The sequence below is a fragment of the Flavobacterium sp. genome, from assembly GCF_043760115.1.
Taxonomy (GTDB): Bacteria; Bacteroidota; Bacteroidia; order Flavobacteriales; family Flavobacteriaceae; genus Flavobacterium.
Genome location: NZ_JAYUPK010000049.1, coordinates 1 through 25,594 on the forward strand (window position 1 = coordinate 1; position 25,594 = coordinate 25,594).

General features: G+C 27.6%; 17 protein-coding genes and 1 pseudogene. 6 read left to right on the top strand and 12 right to left on the bottom strand.

The annotated features are described in order from the left end of the window. The 3 genes from ACH2BC_RS04310 to bshC all read right to left on the bottom strand — a co-directional run. A partial coding sequence (locus tag ACH2BC_RS04310) for a reprolysin-like metallopeptidase (RefSeq protein WP_395052756.1) occupies positions 1 to 2,490 on the bottom strand: 2,490 nt, incomplete at its 3' end. A 192-nt stretch (positions 2,491 to 2,682) separates the two neighbouring features. After that, positions 2,683 to 3,102, bottom strand: a complete 420-nt coding sequence (locus ACH2BC_RS04315) for a nucleoside-diphosphate kinase (RefSeq protein ID WP_395052757.1) — start codon at positions 3,100 to 3,102, stop codon at positions 2,683 to 2,685. A 264-nt stretch (positions 3,103 to 3,366) separates the two neighbouring features. Further along, on the bottom strand, positions 3,367 to 4,956 hold the full coding sequence (bshC, locus tag ACH2BC_RS04320; RefSeq protein WP_395052758.1) for a bacillithiol biosynthesis cysteine-adding enzyme BshC: 1,590 nt from the start codon (positions 4,954 to 4,956) through the stop codon (positions 3,367 to 3,369). 113 nt (positions 4,957 to 5,069) lie between these two features. Between bshC and ACH2BC_RS04325 the strand changes: the two genes are divergently transcribed. From ACH2BC_RS04325 to ACH2BC_RS04340, 4 genes are all read left to right on the top strand, one after another. Then, positions 5,070 to 7,277: a B12-binding domain-containing radical SAM protein gene (locus ACH2BC_RS04325; protein WP_395052759.1), complete on the top strand. Its 2,208-nt coding sequence runs from the start codon at positions 5,070 to 5,072 to the stop codon at positions 7,275 to 7,277. Between the two features lie 133 nt (positions 7,278 to 7,410). Then, entirely contained in the window at positions 7,411 to 8,583 is a 1,173-nt protein-coding gene (locus ACH2BC_RS04330; RefSeq protein ID WP_395052760.1) for a LysM peptidoglycan-binding domain-containing protein, read from the top strand. Positions 8,584 to 8,735: 152 nt separating this feature from the next. Beyond that, the gene (locus tag ACH2BC_RS04335; protein WP_395052761.1) at positions 8,736 to 9,401 is read left to right on the top strand and encodes a hypothetical protein; all 666 of its coding nucleotides are present in this window, start codon (positions 8,736 to 8,738) and stop codon (positions 9,399 to 9,401) included. Positions 9,402 to 9,639: 238 nt separating this feature from the next. Continuing rightward, on the top strand, positions 9,640 to 11,763 hold the full coding sequence (locus ACH2BC_RS04340; RefSeq protein WP_395052762.1) for a response regulator: 2,124 nt from the start codon (positions 9,640 to 9,642) through the stop codon (positions 11,761 to 11,763). A 4-nt stretch (positions 11,764 to 11,767) separates the two neighbouring features. Here the strand turns inward: ACH2BC_RS04340 and ACH2BC_RS04345 are convergent, their stop codons facing one another. The 6 genes from ACH2BC_RS04345 to ACH2BC_RS04370 all read right to left on the bottom strand — a co-directional run bounded on the left by ACH2BC_RS04345 (position 11,768) and on the right by ACH2BC_RS04370 (position 20,247). Next, a complete protein-coding gene (locus tag ACH2BC_RS04345; protein WP_395052763.1) occupies positions 11,768 to 12,226 on the bottom strand; it encodes a hypothetical protein in 459 nt (152 codons plus the stop codon). A 90-nt stretch (positions 12,227 to 12,316) separates the two neighbouring features. Continuing rightward, positions 12,317 to 15,244 (bottom strand): T9SS type A sorting domain-containing protein, encoded by a 2,928-nt coding sequence (locus tag ACH2BC_RS04350; RefSeq protein WP_395052764.1) that lies wholly within the window; start codon positions 15,242 to 15,244, stop codon positions 12,317 to 12,319. A 33-nt stretch (positions 15,245 to 15,277) separates the two neighbouring features. Then, positions 15,278 to 16,039 carry a LytR/AlgR family response regulator transcription factor gene (locus ACH2BC_RS04355; RefSeq protein ID WP_395052765.1) on the bottom strand — a complete coding sequence of 254 codons (762 nt, stop codon included), beginning with the start codon at positions 16,037 to 16,039 and terminating at the stop codon, positions 15,278 to 15,280. Between the two features lie 65 nt (positions 16,040 to 16,104). Further along, positions 16,105 to 18,045, bottom strand: a complete 1,941-nt coding sequence (locus ACH2BC_RS04360; protein ID WP_395052766.1) for a tetratricopeptide repeat protein — start codon at positions 18,043 to 18,045, stop codon at positions 16,105 to 16,107. 119 nt (positions 18,046 to 18,164) lie between these two features. Continuing rightward, the gene (locus tag ACH2BC_RS04365) at positions 18,165 to 18,848 is read right to left on the bottom strand and encodes a response regulator transcription factor (RefSeq protein WP_395052767.1); all 684 of its coding nucleotides are present in this window, start codon (positions 18,846 to 18,848) and stop codon (positions 18,165 to 18,167) included. Positions 18,849 to 18,990: 142 nt separating this feature from the next. After that, positions 18,991 to 20,247: a sensor histidine kinase gene (locus tag ACH2BC_RS04370; RefSeq protein ID WP_395052768.1), complete on the bottom strand. Its 1,257-nt coding sequence runs from the start codon at positions 20,245 to 20,247 to the stop codon at positions 18,991 to 18,993. A gap of 199 nt (positions 20,248 to 20,446) precedes the next feature. Between ACH2BC_RS04370 and ACH2BC_RS04375 the strand changes: the two genes are divergently transcribed. Continuing rightward, positions 20,447 to 20,860 (top strand): DUF1573 domain-containing protein, encoded by a 414-nt coding sequence (locus ACH2BC_RS04375; protein WP_395052769.1) that lies wholly within the window; start codon positions 20,447 to 20,449, stop codon positions 20,858 to 20,860. 84 nt (positions 20,861 to 20,944) lie between these two features. On the opposite strand, the gene rimO is transcribed toward ACH2BC_RS04375, so the two are convergent. The 3 genes from rimO to ACH2BC_RS04390 form a co-directional block, all read right to left on the bottom strand. Beyond that, a complete protein-coding gene (gene rimO / locus ACH2BC_RS04380) occupies positions 20,945 to 22,246 on the bottom strand; it encodes a 30S ribosomal protein S12 methylthiotransferase RimO (protein ID WP_395052770.1) in 1,302 nt (433 codons plus the stop codon). A 282-nt stretch (positions 22,247 to 22,528) separates the two neighbouring features. Continuing rightward, positions 22,529 to 24,034: an OmpP1/FadL family transporter gene (locus tag ACH2BC_RS04385; RefSeq protein ID WP_395052771.1), complete on the bottom strand. Its 1,506-nt coding sequence runs from the start codon at positions 24,032 to 24,034 to the stop codon at positions 22,529 to 22,531. Between the two features lie 22 nt (positions 24,035 to 24,056). Continuing rightward, positions 24,057 to 25,067 (bottom strand): hypothetical protein, encoded by a 1,011-nt coding sequence (locus ACH2BC_RS04390; RefSeq protein WP_395052772.1) that lies wholly within the window; start codon positions 25,065 to 25,067, stop codon positions 24,057 to 24,059. Between the two features lie 100 nt (positions 25,068 to 25,167). On the opposite strand from ACH2BC_RS04390, the pseudogene ACH2BC_RS04395 reads away from it, so the two are divergent. Then, positions 25,168 to 25,594 (top strand): annotated as a pseudogene (locus tag ACH2BC_RS04395) (proline--tRNA ligase); the annotation flags it as partial.

Genomic DNA, 25,594 nt, shown 5'->3' on the forward strand with positions numbered 1-25,594 from the left:
ATTATATGAATTTGTAGTAACATTTCCTGTGGCAATTATAGTTGTAAAGTTCGAGTCTGTACTAACCTCTACAATATAACTTTGAGCATTTACATCGGCTGTCCAACCTAATGTTATAGAAGTGCTTGTATCTGAAGCACCATTTATTGGAGACAACAATGTTACTGGATTTAATACATTACTAAATACATTTAAAGTTATTCCAACAGTTTTTACTATTGATCCTGATGTACCAACTAACTGAAAATTATAACTTCCTGGTGCAACATTTGTAGTTCCAGAAATTAAAACAGTAACATTAGTTCCATCAGTAGTTGCAGTTGTAGGAGAAAAAACAGCTGTTAAACCTGCAGGTAATCCGGTTGTAGAGAATGTAGTTGTACCTGTAAATCCTAAAAAAGTATTGTAAGTAAAATTAATGCTTACGCTATTTGGTGAGCAAACACTAAAATTTGTAATTGGTGCATTTAAAACAAATTCAGAACCTTGAATAGTAAAATTACTGGCATTTACAGCATAAAAAATATTTCCATTTCCTTCTACAATTATTCTAGCCATTGTTGTATCGCCTCCAATTGCAGGAACTGTAAAAGTTTCTGATCCATCATTTGCAACATTAGTAGCAAGTGTGAATGGAAATGTTAAACCACCATCTATTGACATTAATATATTTACGTTTGGAGTGTTTACAGGTGCAATATTTGTACCAGCAACATTCCAAGTTACCGTTTGAGATGTACCAACATTCCATAAAATATTTGAATTTTGAGATGTTACAGTAAAAGGTCCAGCTGTACCATTAACCGTAACTGCCATTGTATCAAAACTACTTTGTGGAGTTTGACCAGTGCCATTAACATCTGATCTATCTCTAACTGTCAGTCCAAAATTTAATGTTCTTGCCACTGTAGAAACGGTTTCCCAAGATGTGTTATTTGGAGTTATTGATGGATTAGTTTCTGTTAATTGCCCATTTAATACTCTTGAAAAAATTGGCATATATCTGTTTGGTGATGTGCTTGGTGGTCTTGATCTAAATGTTGGAGCAGTTGCCAAAGTTGAACTAAAATTGGAACTCGTTGATAAACCGCTGTTTAATTGTTCCCAACAATAGGTTAAAATATCATTGGCATTAGCGTCTGTAGCTGCACCTTTTAATATAAATGCAGTTCCTTTAGGGATTGTATAATTTACTCCAGCATTAGAAACAGGTGAATTATTTGCAATTGGAGTTCCAACCCAACAAGTTCTTGAACCTAAATTATTTAATATCTGATTGATACTATGATAATGAAAATAAGGATCACTATGTACTTGAACATCATCTGGACCTGTAATTCCTGCATAACCCATTACACTTGTTCCGCTTCCAGGTTCAGAATTTACACTTGCACCTTCTGTTCCAAAGGCAAAGGTATGATTTCCTCCCATTTGATGACCTATTTCATGAGGTACGTAATCTATATCAAAAAAATCACTCATATATGGTCCGCCATCGTTATCTAAAAATGTATGAGCAGAAAATCCGCTACCTTTTTGACCGTTTACACAAACGCAACCAATGCAACCAGCATTTCCATTATTTGCAGCAAAAGTAAATAAGTGACCAATATCATAATTAGCTTCACTAACATTAGCGGTTAATGTAGATTGCAATTGAGAATTTAAATTTCCTGTGTAAGGATCAGAGGATGCGGTTGGATAAATAATATTTGTTCCAGAAACTAATTGGAAACTAACTGCCATATCAACTTCAAAAACCTCATTAACTCTGTTAACTGTTGATACTACTTGAGCTAACGCATCAGCTTGAGCATTTCCATTAGCCGCTATTCCGTCATTCCAAAAATTAGTATATTCTCCAGTAGTTGAAACGGCTAATCTAAAAGTTCTCAAAATTTGATCGTTGGCATCCCTATTAGCAATTAAACTTTCATCTTCTATCTTTACTACTTCATCAGCAGTATAACAATTAAATTCTTTTTTTAAATTGGCTTTGCTATTTCTGTTATATGCAATGTATTGATTAGTTTCATTTTTAGATAATGGAACTATAAAACTGTGAGGTTTATCGGTATATGAAGCCATTGTTTGAACTCCTTGTGGAGTAACAGAAAAACGAATTCTAGCTCCAAGATTTTCTACACCAAAACCAATATAAGTTTTAATATTAGGAAATTCTAGTGCAAGTTGTGGTGACAATACCTGAGTTTCATAAACTCTAAAGTTTTCCATTTGACCATATTCATTTGGAAAAGAAATAATTACTTGCGAATTAGAATTAGAATTTCCTCTTAAACTTGCATTAGACAATTGATTTTTAAAAACGTTAAAATCTAATTGGTACGTTTGAAAATAATCTTTGTTTAGATTATTTAAGCTTGATGACCTTTCAACTTCTGAAGTAGATAATTTTTGCCATGCAGATTGCGCATAAAAATTACTAATAGTTAAAAAGGCAAATAAAAATAAAAATAATTTTTGGTTCATTTTAGTTAATTTATAGTTTGAATTATCAAATATAGTTAAAAATGAAAAAAGAAAATTTTAATAAGCGTTAAAATTAAATATTATTATAACAAAAAAGTCCAAAGAAATAAATCTTTAGACTTTTTTTATGGTAATTTAATTATTTTAAATCTTTTAGTCTTTGTAAATAATATAAAATTATAAATAAACTTTTTAAAATTGCTCTCTTCCAGCAAAGTGAAAAGCACCTTCGATAGAAGCATTTTCATCAGAATCTGAACCATGAACTGCATTTTCTCCTATAGATTTTGCATATTTTTTACGGATTGTACCTTCGGCAGCATCAGCAGGATTTGTAGCACCAATTAAGTTTCTAAAATCTTCAATTGCATTTTCTTTCTCAAGAATTGCAGCTACAATTGGTCCACGAGACATAAATTCTACTAATTCACCATAAAAAGGTCTTGCAGCATGAACAGCATAAAATGCTTGAGCGTCAGCAACAGTTAATTGCGTTAATTTTAACGAAACAATTTTAAAACCACCTTCGGTAATCATATTTAAAATTCCACCAATGTGTCCGTTTTCAACACCATCAGGTTTAATCATTGTAAATGTTCTATTTGTAGCCATTTTATATTTTTTTTAATTTGGTGCAAAAGTAGTGTTTTACTTTAGTTTTTAAAAATTTATATTTTATTTTTTTAGATTTATGTAGACTAATATCAATAGTAGATGATTTAAGTTTTTCTAAAATTCATTTTCCAGCTTTCAATTCATAAAAATTGTAAATAAATGGTTTGTTTTCTATTCAAACTTGGTTCATTGAACTTCAATGAATAAAAAAGTTTCATGAAGTAATGTGGCTATTTAACGTATAATTTTTTTTAAAATCAATTACAAAACAACAACTTTAAATTCTTGATGAAAAGGTTGTAAATTTTCAAGTAATTTTTTTATAAATTCATATCCAAAATCAACATAAAATTCACTAAAATTATTTTTTCGTTCTTGTAAGCTCTGATTAGGAAAAAGCTCATTTTGCAACAATAATATACGTTCAAGAGTTTCTGAATGAACACGTTTTTCAGCTTTTAGCAATTTTTTTTCTAGATTGTCTAAACCTTTAATTTGTTTGGTTTCTTGCGCTTTTACAGCTCCAATAAACGATTTTTCGGTTTCATTTGCAATTATATTTAACTTTTCAAATTGCTTTTTCAAATGTTCTTTTTGTTCTGTAAAATCTATTTTAAATTTAGAAAACTCTTTAGTTTTAGAAGTAAATAACTCTTGTTGATTAGAAAATAAATCACTCCAAGTTAAATTCAATTTGTCAATTTTATCAATTTGTTTTTCAGTTGCAAGAACAACAGAATTTCTAAGCAATAGTATAGGAAAAGTAATTTTGTTAACTTCAAAATTTGATTTTAATTCTAACCAATAAGCAATTTCACCACCACCACCAATGTAACACAAATTAGGAAGAATAACTTCTTGATACAATGGTCGCAAAATTACATTTGGACTAAATTTTTCTGGATTATTTTGTAATTCTGCTAGAATTTCAGTTTCTGAGAATTCAATTTTTGTATTATTTACTTTATATTTATTGTTTTCATAAACTATCCTTTCTCGCAAATTATCTTCAATATAAAACAAGTTTATTTCTCTTGGATTAACTTGAATTTTATATTCTTTTAATTGCGCAACGGTTTCAGAAACTTTTTTAAACGAAGTCTGATTTAAAAGTTCTTCTTTTATACAAGGAATAAATAATTTCTTTAAAGCAACAGAATCACCATCAATAATCACTAAACCTTCGTTTTTAAATAATTCATTGGCTAGAAAACGAGTTGCATCTGCCAAATTAGAATGTTCTAAATATGATTTTAAAAATAAATTTTTAATAAAAGTTGCATTTTCTCCAATGCCTAATTCATTAGAAAATTGTTCAAAAACTTCTTGTAAACCAATAGTAGAAAGTCGTCCAACTGGTCCAAAACTTTCTTTATTCCATTTTATTTTTTTATTTTTAAAATTAAAATAATTTATTTCTTCAAAGTCGTGATCTTCGGTTGCCATCCAATAAACAGGAACAAAATTATAGTCAGGATAATTAGTTTTTAATTCTTTACAAAGATTTATGGTAGAAACAATTTTGTATAAAAAGTATAATGGTCCAGTAAATAAATTCAGTTGATGACCAGTTGTTATTGTAAAAGTGTTAGAATTATTTAAAAGTTTAATGTTGTTTAAAGTTGTTTCACTTATTGTAAAACCGTTGTATTGTTTTTTTAATTCTTCAACTAATATCTTTCTGTTTTCCTGAGGAAAATTTTGTTGTTTTTCTTCAATCTGAGAAATAAAATTTTCAATGCTAGGAAATCGATTGTAAAATTGTTTTAGGTCTGATTTTTTATCTAAATAATCTACAATTATTTTAGAAAAATATCCAGATTCTTGGTAGCTAATACAATCAGTTGGCATAATTTATTTTTTTGTAAAAATACTTAAAATTCAAACTTGAATTACATTTTGATTTTGCTAAATATTAGTTAAATGCTAATTTTTAAATTTTTACTTTTGCAAAAATATTTCATTTGAAAGACATTCTTCTCATAACACCACCATTTACACAACTAAACACACCATATCCTGCGACTGCTTATATTAAAGGTTTTTTAAATACTAAAAATATAAGTGCTTTTCAAATGGATTTGGGTATTGAAGTTATAGTAGAATTATTTTCTAAAAAAGGTTTAATTGAAATTTTTAATTCTTCCAACTTCAAGCTACCATCTTCCAACTCTCAAAGAATTTTTGCTTTAAAAAACGAATATTTAAAAACAATTGATCCAGTAATTGCATTTCTACAAGGTAAAAATCCAACATTAGCAAGACAAATATGTCAAGATAATTTCTTACCAGAAGCATCACGATTTGATCAGCTTGACGATATGGAATGGGCTTTTGGAAGTATGGGAATTCAAGACAAAGCCAAACATTTTGCCACATTATATCTAGAAGATTTATCAGATTTTATTAAAGAATGTGTAGATGAAAATTTTGGTTTTTCACGCTATGCAGAACGTCTTGGTAGAAGCGCCAATTCATTTGACGAAATGTATAATGAATTACAAAAAAATCTCACTTACATTGATAAAATTGCAATAAAAATTTTAGAAGAAAAAGTAAATAATATTCAACCAAAATTGGTGTTAATTTCGGTTCCATTTCCAGGAAATTTATACAGTGCTTTTCGTTGTTCACAATTTATAAAACAACATTTTCCAGAAATTAAAATTTCTATGGGTGGTGGTTTTCCTAATACAGAATTACGAGATTTAAAAGATGAAAGAGTTTTTGAATTTTTCGATTTTATTACTCTTGATGATGGCGAACTTCCTGTTGAATTGCTTTATAAAGCAGTTTGTCACACTGAGCGCAGTCGAAGTGCCACTTTTACAGACAATTTAGAATTTAAACGCACCTTTTTATTAGAAAACAATAAAGTAGTTTACAAAAATAACACAACAAAACTCGATTATAAACAAGCGCAAGTTGGTACACCAGATTATTCAGATTTATATTTAGACAACTACATTTCTGTAATAGAAATTGCCAATCCAATGCACAGTTTGTGGAGTGATGGACGTTGGAACAAACTAACAATGGCACATGGTTGTTATTGGGGAAAATGTACTTTTTGTGATATTTCTTTAGATTATATAAAATTATACGAACCAGTGGCAGCCAAACTTCTAGTAGATAGAATGGAAGAGTTGATTGCTCAAACTGGCGAAAATGGTTTTCATTTTGTTGATGAAGCTGCGCCACCAGCATTAATGAAAGAAGTTGCTTTAGAAATTTTAAAAAGAAATTTAGCCGTTACTTGGTGGACAAACATTAGATTTGAAAAAAGTTTTACTAAAGATTTATGCATATTGCTATCAGCATCAGGTTGTATTGCAGTTTCTGGCGGATTGGAAGTTGCATCGGACAGATTATTAGAATTAATAAAAAAAGGCGTTACGGTTGAACAAGTAGCACAAGTTACAAGCAACTTTACCGAAGCTGGAGTAATGGTTCACGCTTATTTAATGTACGGTTATCCAACTCAAACCGTTCAAGAAACAATTGATAGTCTAGAAATGGTGCGTCAATTGTTTGAAATTGGGATTTTGCAAAGCGGATTTTGGCATCAATTTGCAATGACTGCACATTCACCTGTTGGAATGTTTCCAGAAGAGTTTGGTGTAATTCCGCAACAAAATGAAATTACATTTGCCAACAACGATATTGTTTTTAAAGATAAAACAGGAATAAATCATGATAAATTTTCTTTCGGATTAAAAAAATCGTTGTTTAATTTTATGCATTCAATAGGTTTTGAATTTCCTCTCCAAGATTGGTTTGATTTTAAAATTCCGAGAACCACAATTAATTCTGAATACATTTATAATTCGTTACAAAAAGAGATTGAATTTTCTATCAAACCTTCTGCAAGGATAGTTTGGATAGGAGGAAAGCCAATTTCAGAAACATTTTCTAAATCTAAGAAAGGAACTTCTTGGCAAATGCAAAAATTAACGTTTCATGATAAAAAGCAATCGGTTGAAATTATTTTGGAAGATGAAAAAGCCATTTGGTTAACTTTAATTTTAGAGCAAATTGCTGTAGCAAATGATAAAAAAATGACTTTTTCAGATTTGAAGATAAATTATGAAAACCAGTTTCAAGATTTCGAATTGTTTTGGTATTCTAAACCAATAAATACTATAAGAGACATAGGTTTATTAGTTCTATAAACTATTTAAAACTAAATTCGTAGCAATAATTCGACAAAATTACGACTTAAATTTAAGTTAAAAAGCCAGATAAAATAAGACTTTATTAGTAAATTGCGACATTTTATAATCCAATTTACTATTTACTTTTTTAATGAAATTATCCCAATTTATAATAGCATTTTTATTAATTAGTTCGTTTGCTTTTTCTCAAAAAATCATTAAACACAAAGTTGTTAATGGCGAATCTATATTTGCAATAGCTAAAAAATATAATGTTACTCAGGCAGAATTATTTGAATTAAATCCGAAATATAAAAATGGCGTTTTAAAGTTAAATGCCGTTTTAGAAGTTCCAAATAAAAAATTTAAGGAAGAAAAAGTAAAACAAAAAGAAAAGAAAGTAGTTGAAAAAAAACCTATTAATAAAGAAAATATAGAAGTTGTTACAACTACAAATAACGAATTTATAACACATTTAGTTGCGCAAAAAGAAACCTTATATAGTATTTCTAAAAAATATGGAGTTACAATGGAAACTATTTGCGAAACCAATCCAGAATTAAAAACTGGTGCTTTAAAAATGGGTTCTAAAATTAAAATTCAAAATTCTAATTTTGCTACAATTTCAGAAAAATATCCAGATTTAGTTTCTACTTCAACAGAAATTACTGCAACAAATTCTGATTTACAAAAACCTTTAATTTCACTTTCAGCTGTAATTCATAAAGTTCAACCAAAAGAATCATTATATAAAATTTCTAGAATTTATAACGTTACTGTAAAAGAATTACAAGAATTAAATCCTGATGTACAAAACGGATTGCCAATTGGTTATGAGTTAATTGTAAAAAACGGAAACGATTTTAATATAAATAATGAAACTTCAGACAAATTAAACGAAATCAATATAACAAAGCCAATTTCTATAGAAAACAGCTCGAAAGTTGATTTATTAATTGCCAAAGCATCTGAAAATATTGGAGTACATTATAGAATTGGTGGAACTACAAATTCTGGCTTTGATTGTTCGGGATTAATGTTAGCTTCGTTTAGGGAAATAAATGTAGACTTGCCAAGAACATCTCACGAGCAGTCTAATTATGGTTATAAAATTGATAAAAGTCAAGCACAAAAAGGCGATTTAATATTTTTTGCAACTAAATCTAGAGGCAATATTAACCACGTTGGAATGATTACTGAAGTACTTCCAAATGAAATTAAATTCATACATTCTTCTTCAAGTAATGGTGTTATGATTTCCTCAACATCTGAAGATTATTATTCTAGAAAATTTATACAAATAAATAGAGTTCTTTCAGAATAATTACAAAAAATCATTTTTTTCTATTTTTTAAAGATTCTAATGTTAAGTTTTTAGTTAAAAGTAAAACTTAACATTGGCGAATTGTTTTATAATGTATTTTTGTTAACACAAAATTTACATCAATTTTACAATAAATTAAAAATTATATAACTATGATAATAAACGAAACATCAAATTTAGACAAAAAAGTAGAAACTACAGAAAGTAAAAATGTTATAGCAGAAAAAGTTGAACCTGTAGTTGCAATTGATAAAGTAGAAGTAAAACCAACAACTACTAGAACAAGAACTGTTGCAAAAGCAGTTACTCCAAAAGTAACAACTGTTAGAAAAACAACATCAAGAACAACAGCAGCTTCTAGAACAACAACTCCTAGAGTTACGACACCAAGAACAACAACTCCAAGAACAACAACTCCAAGAACAGCAACTCCAAGAACAACAAATCCAAGAACAACAAATCCTAGAGTTACAACAGCAAAAACAATTACTCCAAAAGTTGCTTTGCCAAAAGTTAAAACCGAAGCTAATGTTCCTTTTAAAGATGTATTTAAAAAAGTAGAAAATAAAAAACTAAAATTAGAAAATATGAAAGAAAATGACAAAGACAAAAAATCGAAAGATTTAGAAAAATCTAAAAAAGATAAGGCAAAAGAAAAAGATAAAAAATCTAAAGCTAAAGAAAAAGCTAAGAAAAAAGAGAAAGCTAAAAAAGAGAAAGCAAAAGAAAAAGCAAAAAAAGAAAAAGCCAAAAAGAAAGAGAAATCTAAAAAAGCAAAATCTAAAAAGAAATCTGATTCTAAAAAGAAGAAAAAATAATTTTTTAGTACTATTTAAACCGTTGTTATTGCAACGGTTTTTTTTATTTTCTAAGTTAAATAGTGGTTAATTTTAATCATTTTTATTACAAAATTTTACTACGATAGTTTAATTTTATTTAAATTTTACGTTAAAACAATATTTTTCAGTAATTTTTTATCAGAAAATATAACAAGATTTCATTTTTTTAATTAAATTTATAAAGTATTTGATAAAGTAGGAATTTCAAATTGTATTTATGAAGTTTATTGAAAAAAGAAAAGAGCTTAAGACAACAACATATTCTAAGGTTGTTCAACTTTTAATTATAGTTAGTATTGGATTTTTAATTTTGTTTTCAATATTATATTATCACAGTTATCAACAATATAAATTGATGACTAAAATATCTACTAGTCAATTTGAAAAAGAAGCAAACGCTCTTGTAGAATTAAATTCTGAAGGATATTCTTCTTTAATAAACGAAATTACTTTTTGGGACGAATTGGTAAATTTTATTGAAAAAAAGGATATTTCTTGGTTTGACAACTCATTAGCATATCTTGTAGACACCAATAAAATAGACTATATTGATGGTTATAGTTTAAAAGGTGAGTTTGTAAGTAAAGTTGCTACATCTAAAATTAAGTCTATAAATTTTATACCTAAATCGGTTTTTGAAAAATTATATAAAGATAAATCTATCCATTTTTATGTTAAAATATCAGAAGGAATTGTAGAAGTTTACGGAGCAACAGTTCATCCATCTCAAGATCCATTTAAAAATAAAACATCGCCAAGAGGTTATCTTTTTATGGCAAAATTATTAGACGATACTTATTTTGTAAATTTAGAAAAAGTAATAGGTTCTAAAATTGATTATTCTACCAAAAAATTTGAAACAAATTCCAAAACCATTTTTTTTAATAAATTGATATATGATGTTAATGGTAATGAAATTACATCTTTAACTTTTGCAAGAGAAACTGCAGTAAGTTTTTCAAAAACAAGAAATTTACTTTTTTTATTACTTGCAGGATTTATAATTTGTATGATAATATTTTTTATTTATGCCAAAAAATGGGGTCAAAAACCTATACAACTTATTAAAGAAGTTTTAGAAGATGGAAATACGGATGCAATTGTTGCGTTAAAGAAAATTAGAGGTGAATTTAGATATATTGGTAAATTATTTGAAGAAAATAATAACCAAAAAAACCAATTAAATATTGCAAAGTTTAAAGCCGAAGAAAGTGACAAATTAAAATCGTCTTTTTTAATGAATCTTTCACACGAGATTAGAACACCAATGAATGCCATTAATGGTTTTTCAGATTTACTTTTAAATCAAGATATTAAAGAAGAAGATAAAAATGAATACATTAGGATTATTCAAGCAAGTGGTAAAAATTTAATTGATATTATTGATGATTTGGTAGAAATGTCTAAGATTGATTCTAACTTAATTAAACCAAATCTTACAAGTATTAATATTAAAACTATTGTAGAATCTGTATATAACGCAATTTCTATTACTAATGAGAAGGATAATATTGAAGTAAGATTAGTTCATCCAAATGATAACATTGAAGGAAATATAATTACAGATGGTGTAAAATTGAATCAAGTTTTAATTAATATTTTAAACAATTCATTAAAGTTTACTAACGAAGGTTTTATAATTTTAGAGTATCAATTTGATACTATCAATAATTTAATTTTGTTTTCTGTAAAAGATTCTGGAATTGGAATTCCGTTAGAATCTCAGTCTAAAATTTTTAATAGATTTACCAAAGTAGCATCTAGTTATACTACTTCTATAGATGGATTAGGTTTGGGTTTGGCAATTTCTAAATCGTATGTTGAAATGCTTGGAGGCACAATTTCTTTACAATCACAAGAAGGAGTTGGCAGTACTTTTACTTTTTCAATAGCATTAAAATTTGAAGACAAGATTCAATTAAAACCAGTTATAACTTCGCAAAACGTTATAATAGATTTGGGAAATGAAGAATTAATATTAGTTGCAGAAGATGACAGTATTAATTTTAAATTGATAGAAAAATTACTAAACAACATAAACTTTAATGTAATTAGAGCCAAAGATGGAAATGAAGCTGTAGAGTTGGCTAAAAATAATTCCGAAATTGATTTAATTTTTATGGATATTAAAATGCCAAATCTAGACGGTTATGGTGCTTTTGAAAAAATTAGAGAATTTAACAAAGACATTCCAATTATTGCCCAAACATCTTATTCATTTCCAGAAGAAATTGAAAAAATTAAAAAATTAGGATTTAATGATTTTATATCCAAACCTTTAGACAAAGAAAAGCTTTACACAATTGTAAACAAACTTTTAAAAAATAAAAATTTAGATTAATTATTTATGGTACAAGCAAACAATTATTTCTTGTATCAGTAAAAATAATTTCTTGAGGTTGATTGGTACTAGTTACATTCAAATTAAAATCTGAACTATTTATCCATTGACAATCTGTAGTAGAATTTAAAGATTGTTCATATAAATATCTTTTTTGAGTCATTACACAATAATTTCCTATTGGTAATTTTACTTTAAAATTTCCATTTAAATCTGTTGTAAAAGTGGTATAAATAGGAGTGAAAGGTATATTGTTTATACCAGTTCTAACATAATAGGTTTCATTACTTGAAAATTTATAAATCGCCAATTCATCAAGTAATTCTTGTGGTGGAGCTGCACCACCTTCATATTCTTTATTATACTGAATGTTTCCAGTAATTGCTTGATTACTAGTTGTGTAATTGCTAGAAGAACATCCAAAAACGATTGATATTAAAAATAAAAGTATATATTTTTTCATAATTATTTTTGTTTTAACAAATGAAAAAAATTGCATAAAAAAAGCGCAAATCTTTTCAAATTTACGCTTCTTCATTTAATTAACCTAAACCTATTCTTTAATAATTTTTTCTACAGAACTTCCTTTTTCTGATGTAATTTTTAAGAAATAAATTCCATTTTGTTTACTTGAAATATCAATTGTTGTTGATGATTTATTTTCAATACTGGTTTCTAATAATCTACCTTGAACATCATATAACTCAATTGATGTAATTGTGTTTTTAGAAATAATATTTATTATTGAATTGGTTGGATTTGGATGAATAGTTATAGTTGCATCTGCAATAAAAACACTATTTTTTAATGCTTGAAACGTGGTTTGAAACGGTATAGTTTCAATTGGCGCATTATAATCAAAATAAATATTAGCTTTTTTAGAAACAAAATCACCGTTAACCAAATTATTTTTAGATTTAATTTTGAACAAAATGTCACCGTGTCCACCAACTGGAGGATTTCCTACTGTAGCAGCAAGATTAATAGTTTCGAAAATAAATTCTGCTTTATTTCCTATAATTCTTGTATAAACTGGATTAGATGTATTTAAAAGTTGTATAGAATTTAAATCATATTTGTTAGTATCAATTACAACTTTTACCACTACATTTTCTGCTTGATACGTTCCTGTATTTTCAAATTGTACTGCGTAATGTAGATAGTTTCCAATTTCTGATGGAGAAACATTTTCACCTTCAAGACACATAATATCGTTTGGATCAAACGAACCAACAACAGTTTGATTGTATGTAAAAGTATTGTCTAATGGTAAATCATCTCCAGAAACAGGATTTATTGTTGTAACAAAATTTAAAACATCACCAAGATTTACTGCTGGAGTTTCTAATGGCGAATTTACATTTAAAGTCACCAAAATGGTTCTGGTTTCAAATGGTAAAAGTGTAGAATAATTCCAAGTTAAGTTATTTAAAACTTGAGAATTTGGGGCTATTGAAGAAGCAACATAATCTAAAACAGCATCATCAAATGTAAAATTAACGTCTCCAGACAAGGTTTGATTTCCTTTATTTTTAAATACAATTTTATAATCGGCATCAAATCCTGATCTTGCTGGTCCAATTGGCATTAATACAATTTCTAAATCGTTGTGAATGCCATTGGCTGTTAAACAAAAATCTTGGATTTCTGTTAAATAATTTGTTTCAGGAAAACTTATGTTGGCAGATTGTGGAGTTACATTGTAGTAAGTTGGATTTTCTAAAATTGGTTCTATTAGTTGGTCTGCAGTAGTAGTGTAAAATTTATAATTTGGATTTGTAATTGTATAACTGATGTCATTCCATTGAGTTAATTTCATTTTTACATTTGAAACTATTAAATCATTTGCATCACAACCATTGTTGTTTGAATCTAATGATACTTTTCCTGTAATGGTATTGAAAATTCCTCCTGGTTCAAAAGTGCAATAGGAATTGACTTCAACATTAGGATTTTGATTCATTACAAGAAATTCTTTAATACCTTGAATATTTAATTCATCAGCACATATATATTCTAAACTATAATTGTCTGTAAGATTTAAGTTTCCTTGAAATAAAGGGTTAAACGATTCGCCAGTTTTCATAAATAAATGGGTTAATTGTGAATTATGAGAACAATTAAAAAATGTTAAATTTGTTACATATGAAACATCTAAATTAACTAGTGAAGTACCGGTGCAATAAAGATTATATAAATTTGGATTTAATATTAAAGATAACAATGGATTACTCCCACAATTTAAGTTAAATAAATTTAAATTATTTATGGTATTCAATGAATTAATATTATTACCTCCACAATTTAATTCTGCAAGATTTGTTAAATTATCAAGATTTAAAGAAATAATTTGATTAGAAAAACAATTTAATTCAAATAAATTATTCAAATTAATTAGGTTTAAGTTAGATAAATTATTATAACTACAGTTTAAGTATTTAAGCGATGTTAAGTTTGATAAATCAATATTTGTAATATTATTTTCAGCAAAAACTAAATTTTCTAAAATAGGTAAATTATATAATTCAATATTTGATAATAAACCAAATTCAATCAAATAAAGTTCTTTTAATAATTGTAGACCATTAATATTTACTGAATGAACATTATAACAATTGAATGCTCTAAAATTTATAAGATTATTAAATGAATTTATACCTTCAAATGTTTGAACGTTCTCATTATTAATAAAAATCGTTGTTACTTGACTAACTTCATTTATTTCAATTTCACCATTTCCATTTGTGTCAATTGTAATTGTATTGTCTAGATTATCATAAGCAATATCTTGTATTGTTGGGTCAGAATGTAATAATAGATTTTTAAAAACAGGATCACTTATTGTAATTATATCTGGATTTGTAATGACTAAGTTAAAAGTTGTAATTTTATAGCATCCACTTAATATATTATTAACTCTTGCATATATTTTTTGTGGATTGGTTAAATTCACATAATTAGATGTATTATTAATAGAATTTTGACTCAAATTTGCATCATTTAAATTTTCAAAATATGATATAGTAGTGTTAGTTTGATTACCAATAATAATAGAATTTTGAAAGTTTAAATTAAAACTTGCAACATTAGAATATGGAATATTTTCAATGTAAAGATTTGATACAGGATTGGTAGTTGGAACTAATAACAAGTTTATATTTAAAGAAGTAATTTCGAAATTTGTGCTATTTGAAATTTCAATAACCCTAATATATATTGTTAAATTGATGTTAGTACCTACAGCTTCAAAAATATTTCTATTTTCATCATTTTGAGCATCTATAAAGTTTGTGTAATAAAAAATATTATAATCGCTTTGATTTAAACTTCCAAAAATTTCATTTTTTTTATCACTCAAATCTATATATTCTGAATTTGGACTATTGTAACTGCAAATATTTAAATCAGTTGGTTGATTTATTGGAATTTGCCCAAAAGCAACTCCGCTAAACAACAAAATTAACAGTAAAATATTTTTCATAACGTATGATTTTATAATTTGATTTTTCATGATTTATAATGCTTTTATTAATTCTTGTAATTTTTCTTTTTTACTCTGTGCAATTGGTATTGTACTGTTATCTGCCATAATTACATAACCTCCATCGGTTTTTATGTATGATTTTAAGTAAGATAAATTTATTAAATGCGATTGATGTATGCGTTCAAAGCCATGTTCTGTTAATATTTCTTCATATTCTTTTAACGTTCTTGAAATTAAAACTGGCTTATGATTTTTTATAAAAAACTCAGTATAATTTACCTTTGCTTCACATCTAATAATATCTGAAACTTCAAATAAATGAATTCCATCACTGGTCGAAAGTGCAATTCGTTTAAAATTATCTACTTTTTTCCGTATATTTTCTAACAATAAATCTATATGCTCAAATGAGTTCGCTTTTCCAGAAACTTCTTTTATTTTGATAATTGTATTTTGTAATTCTTCTGGATCAACAGGTTTTAAAATAAAATCTAACGCACTAAATTTAAAAGCTTTTACAGCATATTGCTCGTGAGCAGTAATAAAAACTATATGCGAAGTCGTTTTTCCTTTGCTATTAGCCATTTTTTCGAGTATGTCAAATCCGGTTCCATCACTTAAATGGATGTCTAAAAAAATAACTTGAGGTTGCGTTTTTTCTAATAATGCAATCCCAGTTTTTACACTTTCGGCTTCGCCAATAATATTTATTTCATTAGTATAACGTTCTAAAAGTGCTTTTAAACCCTTTCGTAAATGCTTGTCGTCATCTATTAATACTGCTGTTATCATATTTTAATTTCGGTTTTTAAGGGTTTAAAGGTTTAAACTTTTTAAACAATTAAACGCTTAAACATTTACTTTATATATTGAATTGGCAAGCGCAACGTTACGCAAGTACCAATAATTTCATTATTATTTTCTATGTCTTTTATATCAATTTGTGCCGATTTAGAGGTTGCTGTTTCCATCATTTCCAATCGTTTTTTTGTAATTTCAAGTGCCATTGATTGATGTGCTGTAACTGAGTTTTCTTTTAAAAGTTTCGATTTGGAAATTCCAATTCCATCATCAGTAATTGTACAAACTAATTGCGAGTTTTGTACATCAAAATTTACCTCAATTGTTCCGTTTCCATCTTTTGGAACCATTCCGTGCAAAATGGCATTTTCTACAAAAGGTTGAATCAATAGTGGTGGCATTGCCATATTAAACTCAACTTTGTCTGTAGCTTTTATTTTAAATTCAAATTTTTTATGAAAACGTAGTTGTTCTAGTTCAAGATAATTTTGTAAACTTTCTATTTCTTTGTCAATAGGAATCAATGCGCCTTTAGAATATTCTAATGTTAATCGCATTAATTTAGAAAATTTAGATAAATATTTCAAGGCAGAATCGGTTCCGTTTTGAACAATAAAACTAGAAATTGACCCTAAACAATTAAATACAAAATGTGGATTCATTTGTAAATGCAACGCTTTTTGCTCATATTCGGCAACTTCTTTTTGCAATGTTAATCTACGTTTTATCTGTCTTCTGTTGTATAAAACAAATAATAATCCAAATAATAAAAGTACTCCAAGTACTGAAAATAGTACTAGTTGTGATTGTCTTTTACTTTTCTCTATTAATAATTCTTCCTTTTTTTTGTATTCAAAATTCATTTCGGCTTCCATAATTTTTTTACTATTTGCCTCGTTGGTAATACTGTCTTTTGCAGTAATATAATTTTTATAATGCACCAAAGATTCTGATGGATTATTAAGAAATCCATACAATTCACTAACCAATTTTTCTGAATGATAGGTTTGATCTAAAACTCCAATTTCCTTTGCATAATTTAAAGATTTAGTTGCAAATGGCATTGCATCAGTATACTTTTTTTGATCGGATAATAATTGTCCAATGTTATACAATGCTAGTGATGCACCAAATTTATTCTGTAATTCTTCATATAATTTTAAAGATAAATTATATGATGTTAAAGCTAAATCGTCCTTTTTTTCACTCTTGTAATAATCTCCAAAATAATTATTTAGTAATGCAAAGCCACGTTTGTCATCAATTTTATTGAAGAGTTTTTTTGCTTTGTTGTAATAATTTAATGCTTCTGTTTTATTTTTTTGTTCAAAATAAATTACCCCAATATTAGTTAAAGTTACTGCTGCAGTTTGTTCGCCAATTTCTTCTTGAATTTTAAATGCTTTTTTAAAATATTCAATAGCTTTTGTATAATTTTGTTGCGATTTATATACAACTCCAATATTATTATATGCTTTTGCAACATTTTTTTTCTCACCAATTTCTTGATAAATTTTTAATGCTTTTTGATAATTTTCTAATGCTAAATAATAGTTGCTTTGTTGCGAGTAAATTATTCCGCAACTACCATAACTTCTAGCCAAACCATTTTTTAATAGTTTTAAATTAATTTCAGAACCATCATTCATTAATGTTTCAAATAATTGTTGTGCTTTAGTAAAATCTAGAATGGCAATTGGATAATTTCCAAGTATAATATTAGAATTTCCTTTGTTAATAAATGCATTGGCTAAACCAAAATTATAGTTTATTTTTTGAGATAATAAACTGGCTTTGCTAGCATAAATTGAGGTAGAATCTGGATTAGAATTTTTAAATTTATCTGCAATTGCATTAAAAATATTTACTTTAACAGTATCAATTTTAGCAACTTGAAGTACTCTTTTTAAACTATCAATTTCTTTATTTTGACCATAACTATTTTCTAATGAAAATAGTAATAGCAAAATGTAAATTAAAATGTAATTATTTTTCAAAATGAGTTGTTTTAAATTTCTTTCACAAATATATAGTAAGTTTTTTGTTAAATATAAGTGAATTATTATTTAACGGTTTTGACTTATTATTTGATAAAATTAAAGAAATTTAAACTTGTTTATTCTATTGAAAACCTAAAACCAATTCCGTGAAGATTTTCTATTGCAATAGTTTTTTCACTGGCTAATATCTTGCGAAGTCTTGATATAAATACATCTAAACTTCTTCCTAGAAAATAATCATCTGTTCCCCAAAGTGATTTTAAAATTTCTTCACGTTTTAAAACTACATTTTTATTGTCTATAAAAAGTTTCAATAAATCGGATTCGCGTTGGGTTAATGAAATTTTTTCAGAATCGTTAAAAACTAAAAAGTTTTTACTGTCAAATTGGTATTTTCCAAGTGTATAAAATTTGGTTTCAACAATTGAAATTTTATTAGATCGTTTTAAAAATATTTCAATTTTTAAGATAAGTTCCTCAATACTAAATGGTTTTACCAAATAATCATCAGCACCAATTCGCAATCCTTTAATTCTATCTTCTTTTAAAGTTTTAGCAGATAGAAAAATTATAGGAACATCGGCATTTAATTTTCTAATTGCTTCTGCTAATTCAAATCCGTCAAGTTTTGGCATCATAATATCTAAAACGCAAATATCAAAAACTTCTTTTTTAAAAGTGTTTAATGCAATTTCTCCGTTTTCACAATGAGTAACATCATAATTTTGTTCCAAATTATCTTTGGTTAAAAATGCTAGTGTTTCATCGTCTTCTGCGTAAAGAATTTTAAATTTTGCCATTCATGCTGAATTTATTTCAGCATCTATTCATGCTGAAGATTATATTTATTTCAGCATCTATTCATGCTGAAAATTATATTTATTTCAGCATCTAATTGTGCTGAAAATTAGTTGTATGTTTAGCATTTTTAATGCTATTTTTTTATTTTTTAGGAATTAAAATAGAAATTGTAATTCCTTTTTCTTTATTATTTGTTGCTACAATTTTCCAATTGTGTTGTGTACATATCTTTTTAACGTAGTATAATCCTAGCCCAAAACCATTTACTTCATTACTTTTTGTACTTGGAATTCTATAAAATTTATCAAAAATAAAAGTAAGATTTTTATTTGCAATTCCAATTCCGTTATCAGTAAAATTTAATCTTAAAAATTTATTTTCTTCTTCAATAGTAATTTTTATATTTGGGTTTTCATCGCAATATTTTATAGAATTGTCAATTAAATTATGAATAATATTAGTAAAATGAAACTCATCTGCAAGAATTTTATAATCACTTTTGCTAGAAATTTCAACTTGCAGTTTTTCATTTTTTAATTGCATATTTTCTACAACATCATTTAAAATTGGAAGTACAAAAAGTTCTTTTTTATCCAATTGTAACGAAGAATTATCAGATTTTGCAATGTTTAATATTTTCTCTACATGATGGTTTAATTTATTACTTTGATTGATAATTATTGAAGTATATTTATCAAGTTTTTCATCTTTTTTTATAGTTTCTTGTTTGTTTAAATAATTGGATGCTAGTAATATAGATGATAATGGTGTTTTAAATTCGTGTGTCATATTATTTATAAAATCACGTTGCAACTCAGAGTATTTTTTCTGCTGAATAATTGTATAAATAGAGTAAACATAAACTAAAAGTATAATTATCAAGGCAAATGATAATACAAACCAAAACCGCAAGGAACTAAATAAATAACTAGTTTCGTTTGGGAAACGAATAGCAAAATAATAAACTAAATTCTCGTGTTTAGGAAAATACACCGAGCTTTTTTTAGCTTTTTTATCAGATAATGAAATGTAATTTCCATATACCATTTCATCACTTTGGCAATTGTACATTGCGTATTCAAAATCGGTAGTGATATTAAATTTGGCGAATTCTTCCTTTAAATAAAATTCTAAAATATCTGGCTGAAAATCGTTTTCTACATTTACAATATAATAATCATTAGCCACTTTTTTTATCGGATTTTGAGCTGGCAATTCGCTATTTGTTCCTTCATATAGTTTTTTTACTACTTCCAATAAGGCAACATGCGTTTTTTGAGAAAACTTTTTCTCTTCTATTGTAAAAGCTTCTTTTGTCCATAATAATTGTGCAATTAGAATACCAATTGTAGCTATTAATCCTAAAACTATTATGATGTTTAAATTCTTTGTCTTCATTAAATATATAAAGATATTCTAATTTTGTGTTCATTATTTGTTTCAAAATTAATCAAAATTATACCTTTTTTACATCGTTAACAAGTCATTAACAAACATTATAAACTGATTAACAACTGCTATTTAATTGTTGCATTACATTTGTATTGTTCAAAACATCGAACTATTAAAATTTATAGAAACTTAAAAATTTATAATAATGAAAATTGTAAAAATTTCTTTATTGGCATTAACAATATCATTAATGTCTTTCTCTGTTATTTCTAACGAAGTAAAATCAGAGATATCAAGTACAATTGTATCTGCAATTTCTTGGAAATCTGATTCGGTTGACGTTGGTCAAATTCCACAAGGAACACCAAAAAATATAGAATTTGAATTTAAAAACACTGGAGATAAACCAGTTATAATTACAAATGTAAAACCTGCTTGTGGTTGTACTGCCGCAGATTATACTAAAGATCAAATTGCTCCAGGAAAATCGGGTTTTATAAAAGCAATTTATAATGCTGCTGCTCCAGGTGCATTTTCTAAAACGGTAACAGTTACAACTAGCGCAGACGAAACTCCAAAAGTATTGACTTTTAAAGGAACAGTTGTAGCAAAAGCATAATTTAATAAAAGGTGGTTAACTATTGAAACTCTAAGTCTTTATTGATTTAGAGTTTTTTTTATTCAAGAATTAATGTTTTTTTATCTAAGCTGGTTCGCCATAAAGATCAAATTCTGTGGCTTCAATAATTTTAATATTTACAAATTCACCAGTTTTTACATAGTGTTTTGTAGCATCAATTAAAACTTCGTTATCTACATCTGGACTGTCAAACTCTGTTCTTCCCACAAAGTGTCCACCTTCTTTTCTGTCGATAATACATTTAAAAGTTTGACCTACTTTTTCCTGATTCAAATCCCAAGAAATTTGCGATTGCAATTCCATTATTTCTTCAGCTCTAGCTTTTTTTACTTCATCTGGAACATCATCTTCTAGTAAATAAGCGTGAGTGTTTTCTTCGTGAGAATAAGCAAAACATCCCATTCTGTCAAATTTCATTTCTTGAACAAAATCTTTCAGTATATTAAAATCTTCTTGCGTTTCACCAGGATAACCTACAATAAGTGTTGTTCTAATTGCCATTCCAGGAACAGCTGCACGAAACTCTTTTAATAAATTTGTTGTTTTTTCTCGTGTTGTTCCTCTTCGCATCGATTTTAAAATCGTATCAGAAATATGCTGTAACGGAATATCAATATAATTACAAATCTTTGGTTCGCGTTTCATAATTTCAAGAACATCCATCGGAAAACCACTAGGAAATGCATAATGCAAACGAATCCATTCAATTCCTTCTACTTTTACAAGATTTTCTAAAAGTTCACCAAGATTACGTTTTTTATAAATATCAAGACCATAATAAGTTAAATCTTGAGCAATTAATATCAATTCTTTTACACCATTTTTAGCCAAACCTTCAGCTTCTTTAACCAGTTTTTCAATGGTTTGCGAAACGTGTTTTCCTCTCATTAAAGGTATGGCACAAAAACTACAAGGTCTATCACAACCTTCGGCAATTTTTAGATAAGCATAATTTTTTGGAGTTGTTGTTAATCGTTCGCCAAGCAATTCGTGTTTGTAATCGGCACCAAGTGCTTTCAATAACGCAGGCAATTCTGTAGTACCAAAATATTGATCCACATTGGGTATTTCTTTTTCTAAATCTGGTCTGTAACGTTCACTTAAACATCCAGTTACAAATACTTTATCAACAATTCCACGTTCTTTTTTATCAGCATATTCCAAAATCATATTTACCGATTCTGCCTTTGCATTATCAATAAAACCACACGTATTTATAACCACAATGTTTCCTTCTTCTTCGTGCACAACGTCTTTTCCGCTAGCACGCAATTGTCCCATCAGTACTTCGCTATCGTACACATTTTTAGAACATCCAAGTGTAATAACATTGATTTTGTTTTTCTTTAACGATTTGGTTCTCATATATTTAAAGTATTTTTCTTTTTTAGAAAGTGTGCAAAATTACAACTTTTAATTCTAATTTCATTTACAATTATCATAATTATTTTGAACTTGTGCCGATGATTATCAGTAGCCAATGGTTTGGGTATTTCTATAATCCATTTTCCTGCTGTGCATTGCAATCTATACAATTTCTGTCGCAATTGTATAGGATTTTCATTTCCATCAGGACTAAAAGTTAAGGTTATTGCATAAAAAAAACCATCCGAAAAACGAATGGTTTAAGTATATAAATTAAAATTTTTACAATTCAAATAATAATGTAACACTAACATTATTATTAACCGAACTAATTTTAGAACTGTCTGTAAATCCTTGAGAGAAAAACTGTTGGTTGTAATCTCTTTGAGCATAAGAATAAGATAAATCTAATTTTGTAGAACCAAAGTTGTAACCTAAACCACCAGAATATCCTGTTAAATCGCCAATAGTCTTTCCATCTTTATAGGGACTTTTTTCAAATCTATATCCTCCACGAAGACTCAACTTTTTTATTTTGTACTCACCACCAACTCTAACTTCGCTAGAAGCATCAAGTAAATTTGACATAGTTGCATTAGTAGTAGTGAAATCTCTTTTAGGTTTGTAAGTTGTATTACTATAATCTTTTACAGCATAATCAATACTTATCAAACCTTTTTTACCAAATACATAAGCAAAACTTCCAGTAAATTTAGATGGAGTTTGTAATCTATAAGGTTCAAAAATTACTGTAAGATTCGGGTTTACAACATCTGGAGACAATTCGCCTGCCGAACTTGAACTTACAGCAGTAATATCTTGACTAATTTCGTCGTTTAAAGTCAACCAAGTTGGCGATTCATAAGCCAAACCTAATCTAACTTCTTTTGTTGGTTTAAAAATAGTTCCCAATTGAAAAGAAAAACCATTTCCATAAGTATACAAATCGTTATTAAAACGAAGTCTTTTTACTAAATCGGTAGTAGAAGTATTGTTGTTATTTCGTTCAAAAAAACTTGTAGATTGTCTGTAATCAACAAAATGAGAATTTAAATTAATACCAAACGAAAACTTATCGGTATACTGCCCAGAAGCATTAAAAGATAATTTTCCATTATAACCAGAAGATTCTAAAGTGTATTCTTGAATATAATTTCCTCCAGGCGCAACACCACTTACGTATTGTGTGTTATTAGGGTTTGTATCGTCAGTAGAATTGATAATATAACTTTGATAACCTAAGTAAGCTTGTTGCTCATTAAAAAATAAATCTGCATAGTCAAAATCGTTACCAATTACTGTACTAAGTGGCAAACCATTAGCATAACTCAAAAAATAATTTGATATTGAATTATTTGGATTAGTTCCAGAAGAAAAAATACTATTGTCTAAATCACCAGTGTTATCATAATTTAATGCTAAAGCAAATTTTTTCCAATCGCTTTTTTGATCATTATTATCAAATACAAAAACTGCACCAGCTTGGTTTAAATCAAATGAATTATTATTTTCTGAGGTTAGTTTACCAAAATAATTAGAATCATTTTTAGTATTAAAATTGCTTAATGTAAATCCAGCTTGATTATTTGCAAATATTACAGAACCAGCAGGATTAACACCAATCGCAGATAAATCGCCGCCTAATGCTCCAAACGCACCACTCATTGCTCTAAATCTAGCAGTTCCATTTAAGTTTTCTTTAGAATATCTTAAGGCATCGTTAATATCTTGCGCTTGTGAAGAAATAAAAATAAGTCCCACAAACACTGTAAAAAAAGTCTTTTTCATAAATTTTTTTTAAAAGTTTTAATTATCTTCTTCCGCCACCAGAAGATCTTCCACCACCACCAGATGAAGAACCGCCACCAGAAGAAGAACCACCAGAAGATCTTGTACCTCCACTATAACTTGGAGTATACGAACGCGTTGGCGCTTCATAAGTTCTTGTAGGAGTTGTTGTTCTTACAGGATTTGAAGTTGAGTTTGATCTTGTTGGAGATGTACTATTATAAGTTCTTGTAGGTGAAGTTCCAACTTGATTTGTATTTCTAGTTCTAGTAGTATTAGAATTGGTTCTAGTTGTTCCAGATTCATTATAATTTCTAGTAGTAGTTGTATTTCTTCTAGTATTAGAAAAATCTCTAGTTCTTCCAGAGTTAAAATTTCTTGTTATTGGTGTAGTTGATCTTGATCCGTAACTGTAATTATTATTAAAATTAGAGTTTCTTCTACCGCCATTATAAGCATAGTTATTTCCATAATAACCGTTTCCGTAGAATCCATTTCCATAATTTCCACACCAAGAGTTTGGTCCATACCATCCATTCCAACCCCAATTATTTCCATACCAACCGTTCCAACCCCAATTGTTTCCATACCAACCATTCCAACCCCAATTATTGTAACCCCAATTGTTTCCGTAAAAACCATTCCAACCCCAATTGTTAAAACCCCAATTGTTGTCATACACATTTATAACTACAGCTTCACTGCCATTGTTTCCCCAACTTGCATAAGAATTAGATTGAACTTCTGTACCATTTCTTTCAATAGTATCATTATAAGTAGAATAATTATCAACATCAGTAAATACTTCATTCTGATTATCTTCGTTTAATGAACTAAAATAATCTTTGTATTTATTGTTAGAATCAGCAGATTGTGTTTCGTTTTTCTTTTTCACATCTGAACTTCCATAAATACCATCATTGTCGTAATAAGTAGAATTTTGGTATGAACCACAAGAAGTTAAAACCAAAGTTAAAAATCCAAATAAAGAATAAATGGAAATTTTTTTCGAAGAAAAGTAAATAGTTTTCATATCTATAGCATTTTTATTGTTGCACATTACAAAAATAGTTAGTTTTGCCGAACTATTAAGTTAAAATTATCAAAACAATTTTTATGCCAAACTATTCAATATGAGCAAGAACTTAACAAAACGAGAAGAAGATTATTCCAAATGGTATAATGAACTTGTGGTTAAAGCAGATTTAGCCGAAAATTCAGGAGTTAGAGGTTGTATGGTTATAAAACCTTATGGTTATGCAATTTGGGAAAAAATGCAAGCAGAATTAGACAGAATGTTTAAAGAAACAGGTCACAGTAACGCTTATTTTCCGCTTTTTGTACCTAAAAGTATGTTTGAAGCAGAAGAAAAAAATGCAGAAGGTTTTGCTAAAGAATGTGCTATTGTAACCCATTACAGATTAAAAAATGATCCAGACAAACCAGGAAAATTGATGGTTGACCCAAATGCGAAACTTGAGGAAGAATTAATAGTTCGACCAACAAGTGAAGCAATTATTTGGTCAACATACAAAGGTTGGGTACAATCGTATAGAGATT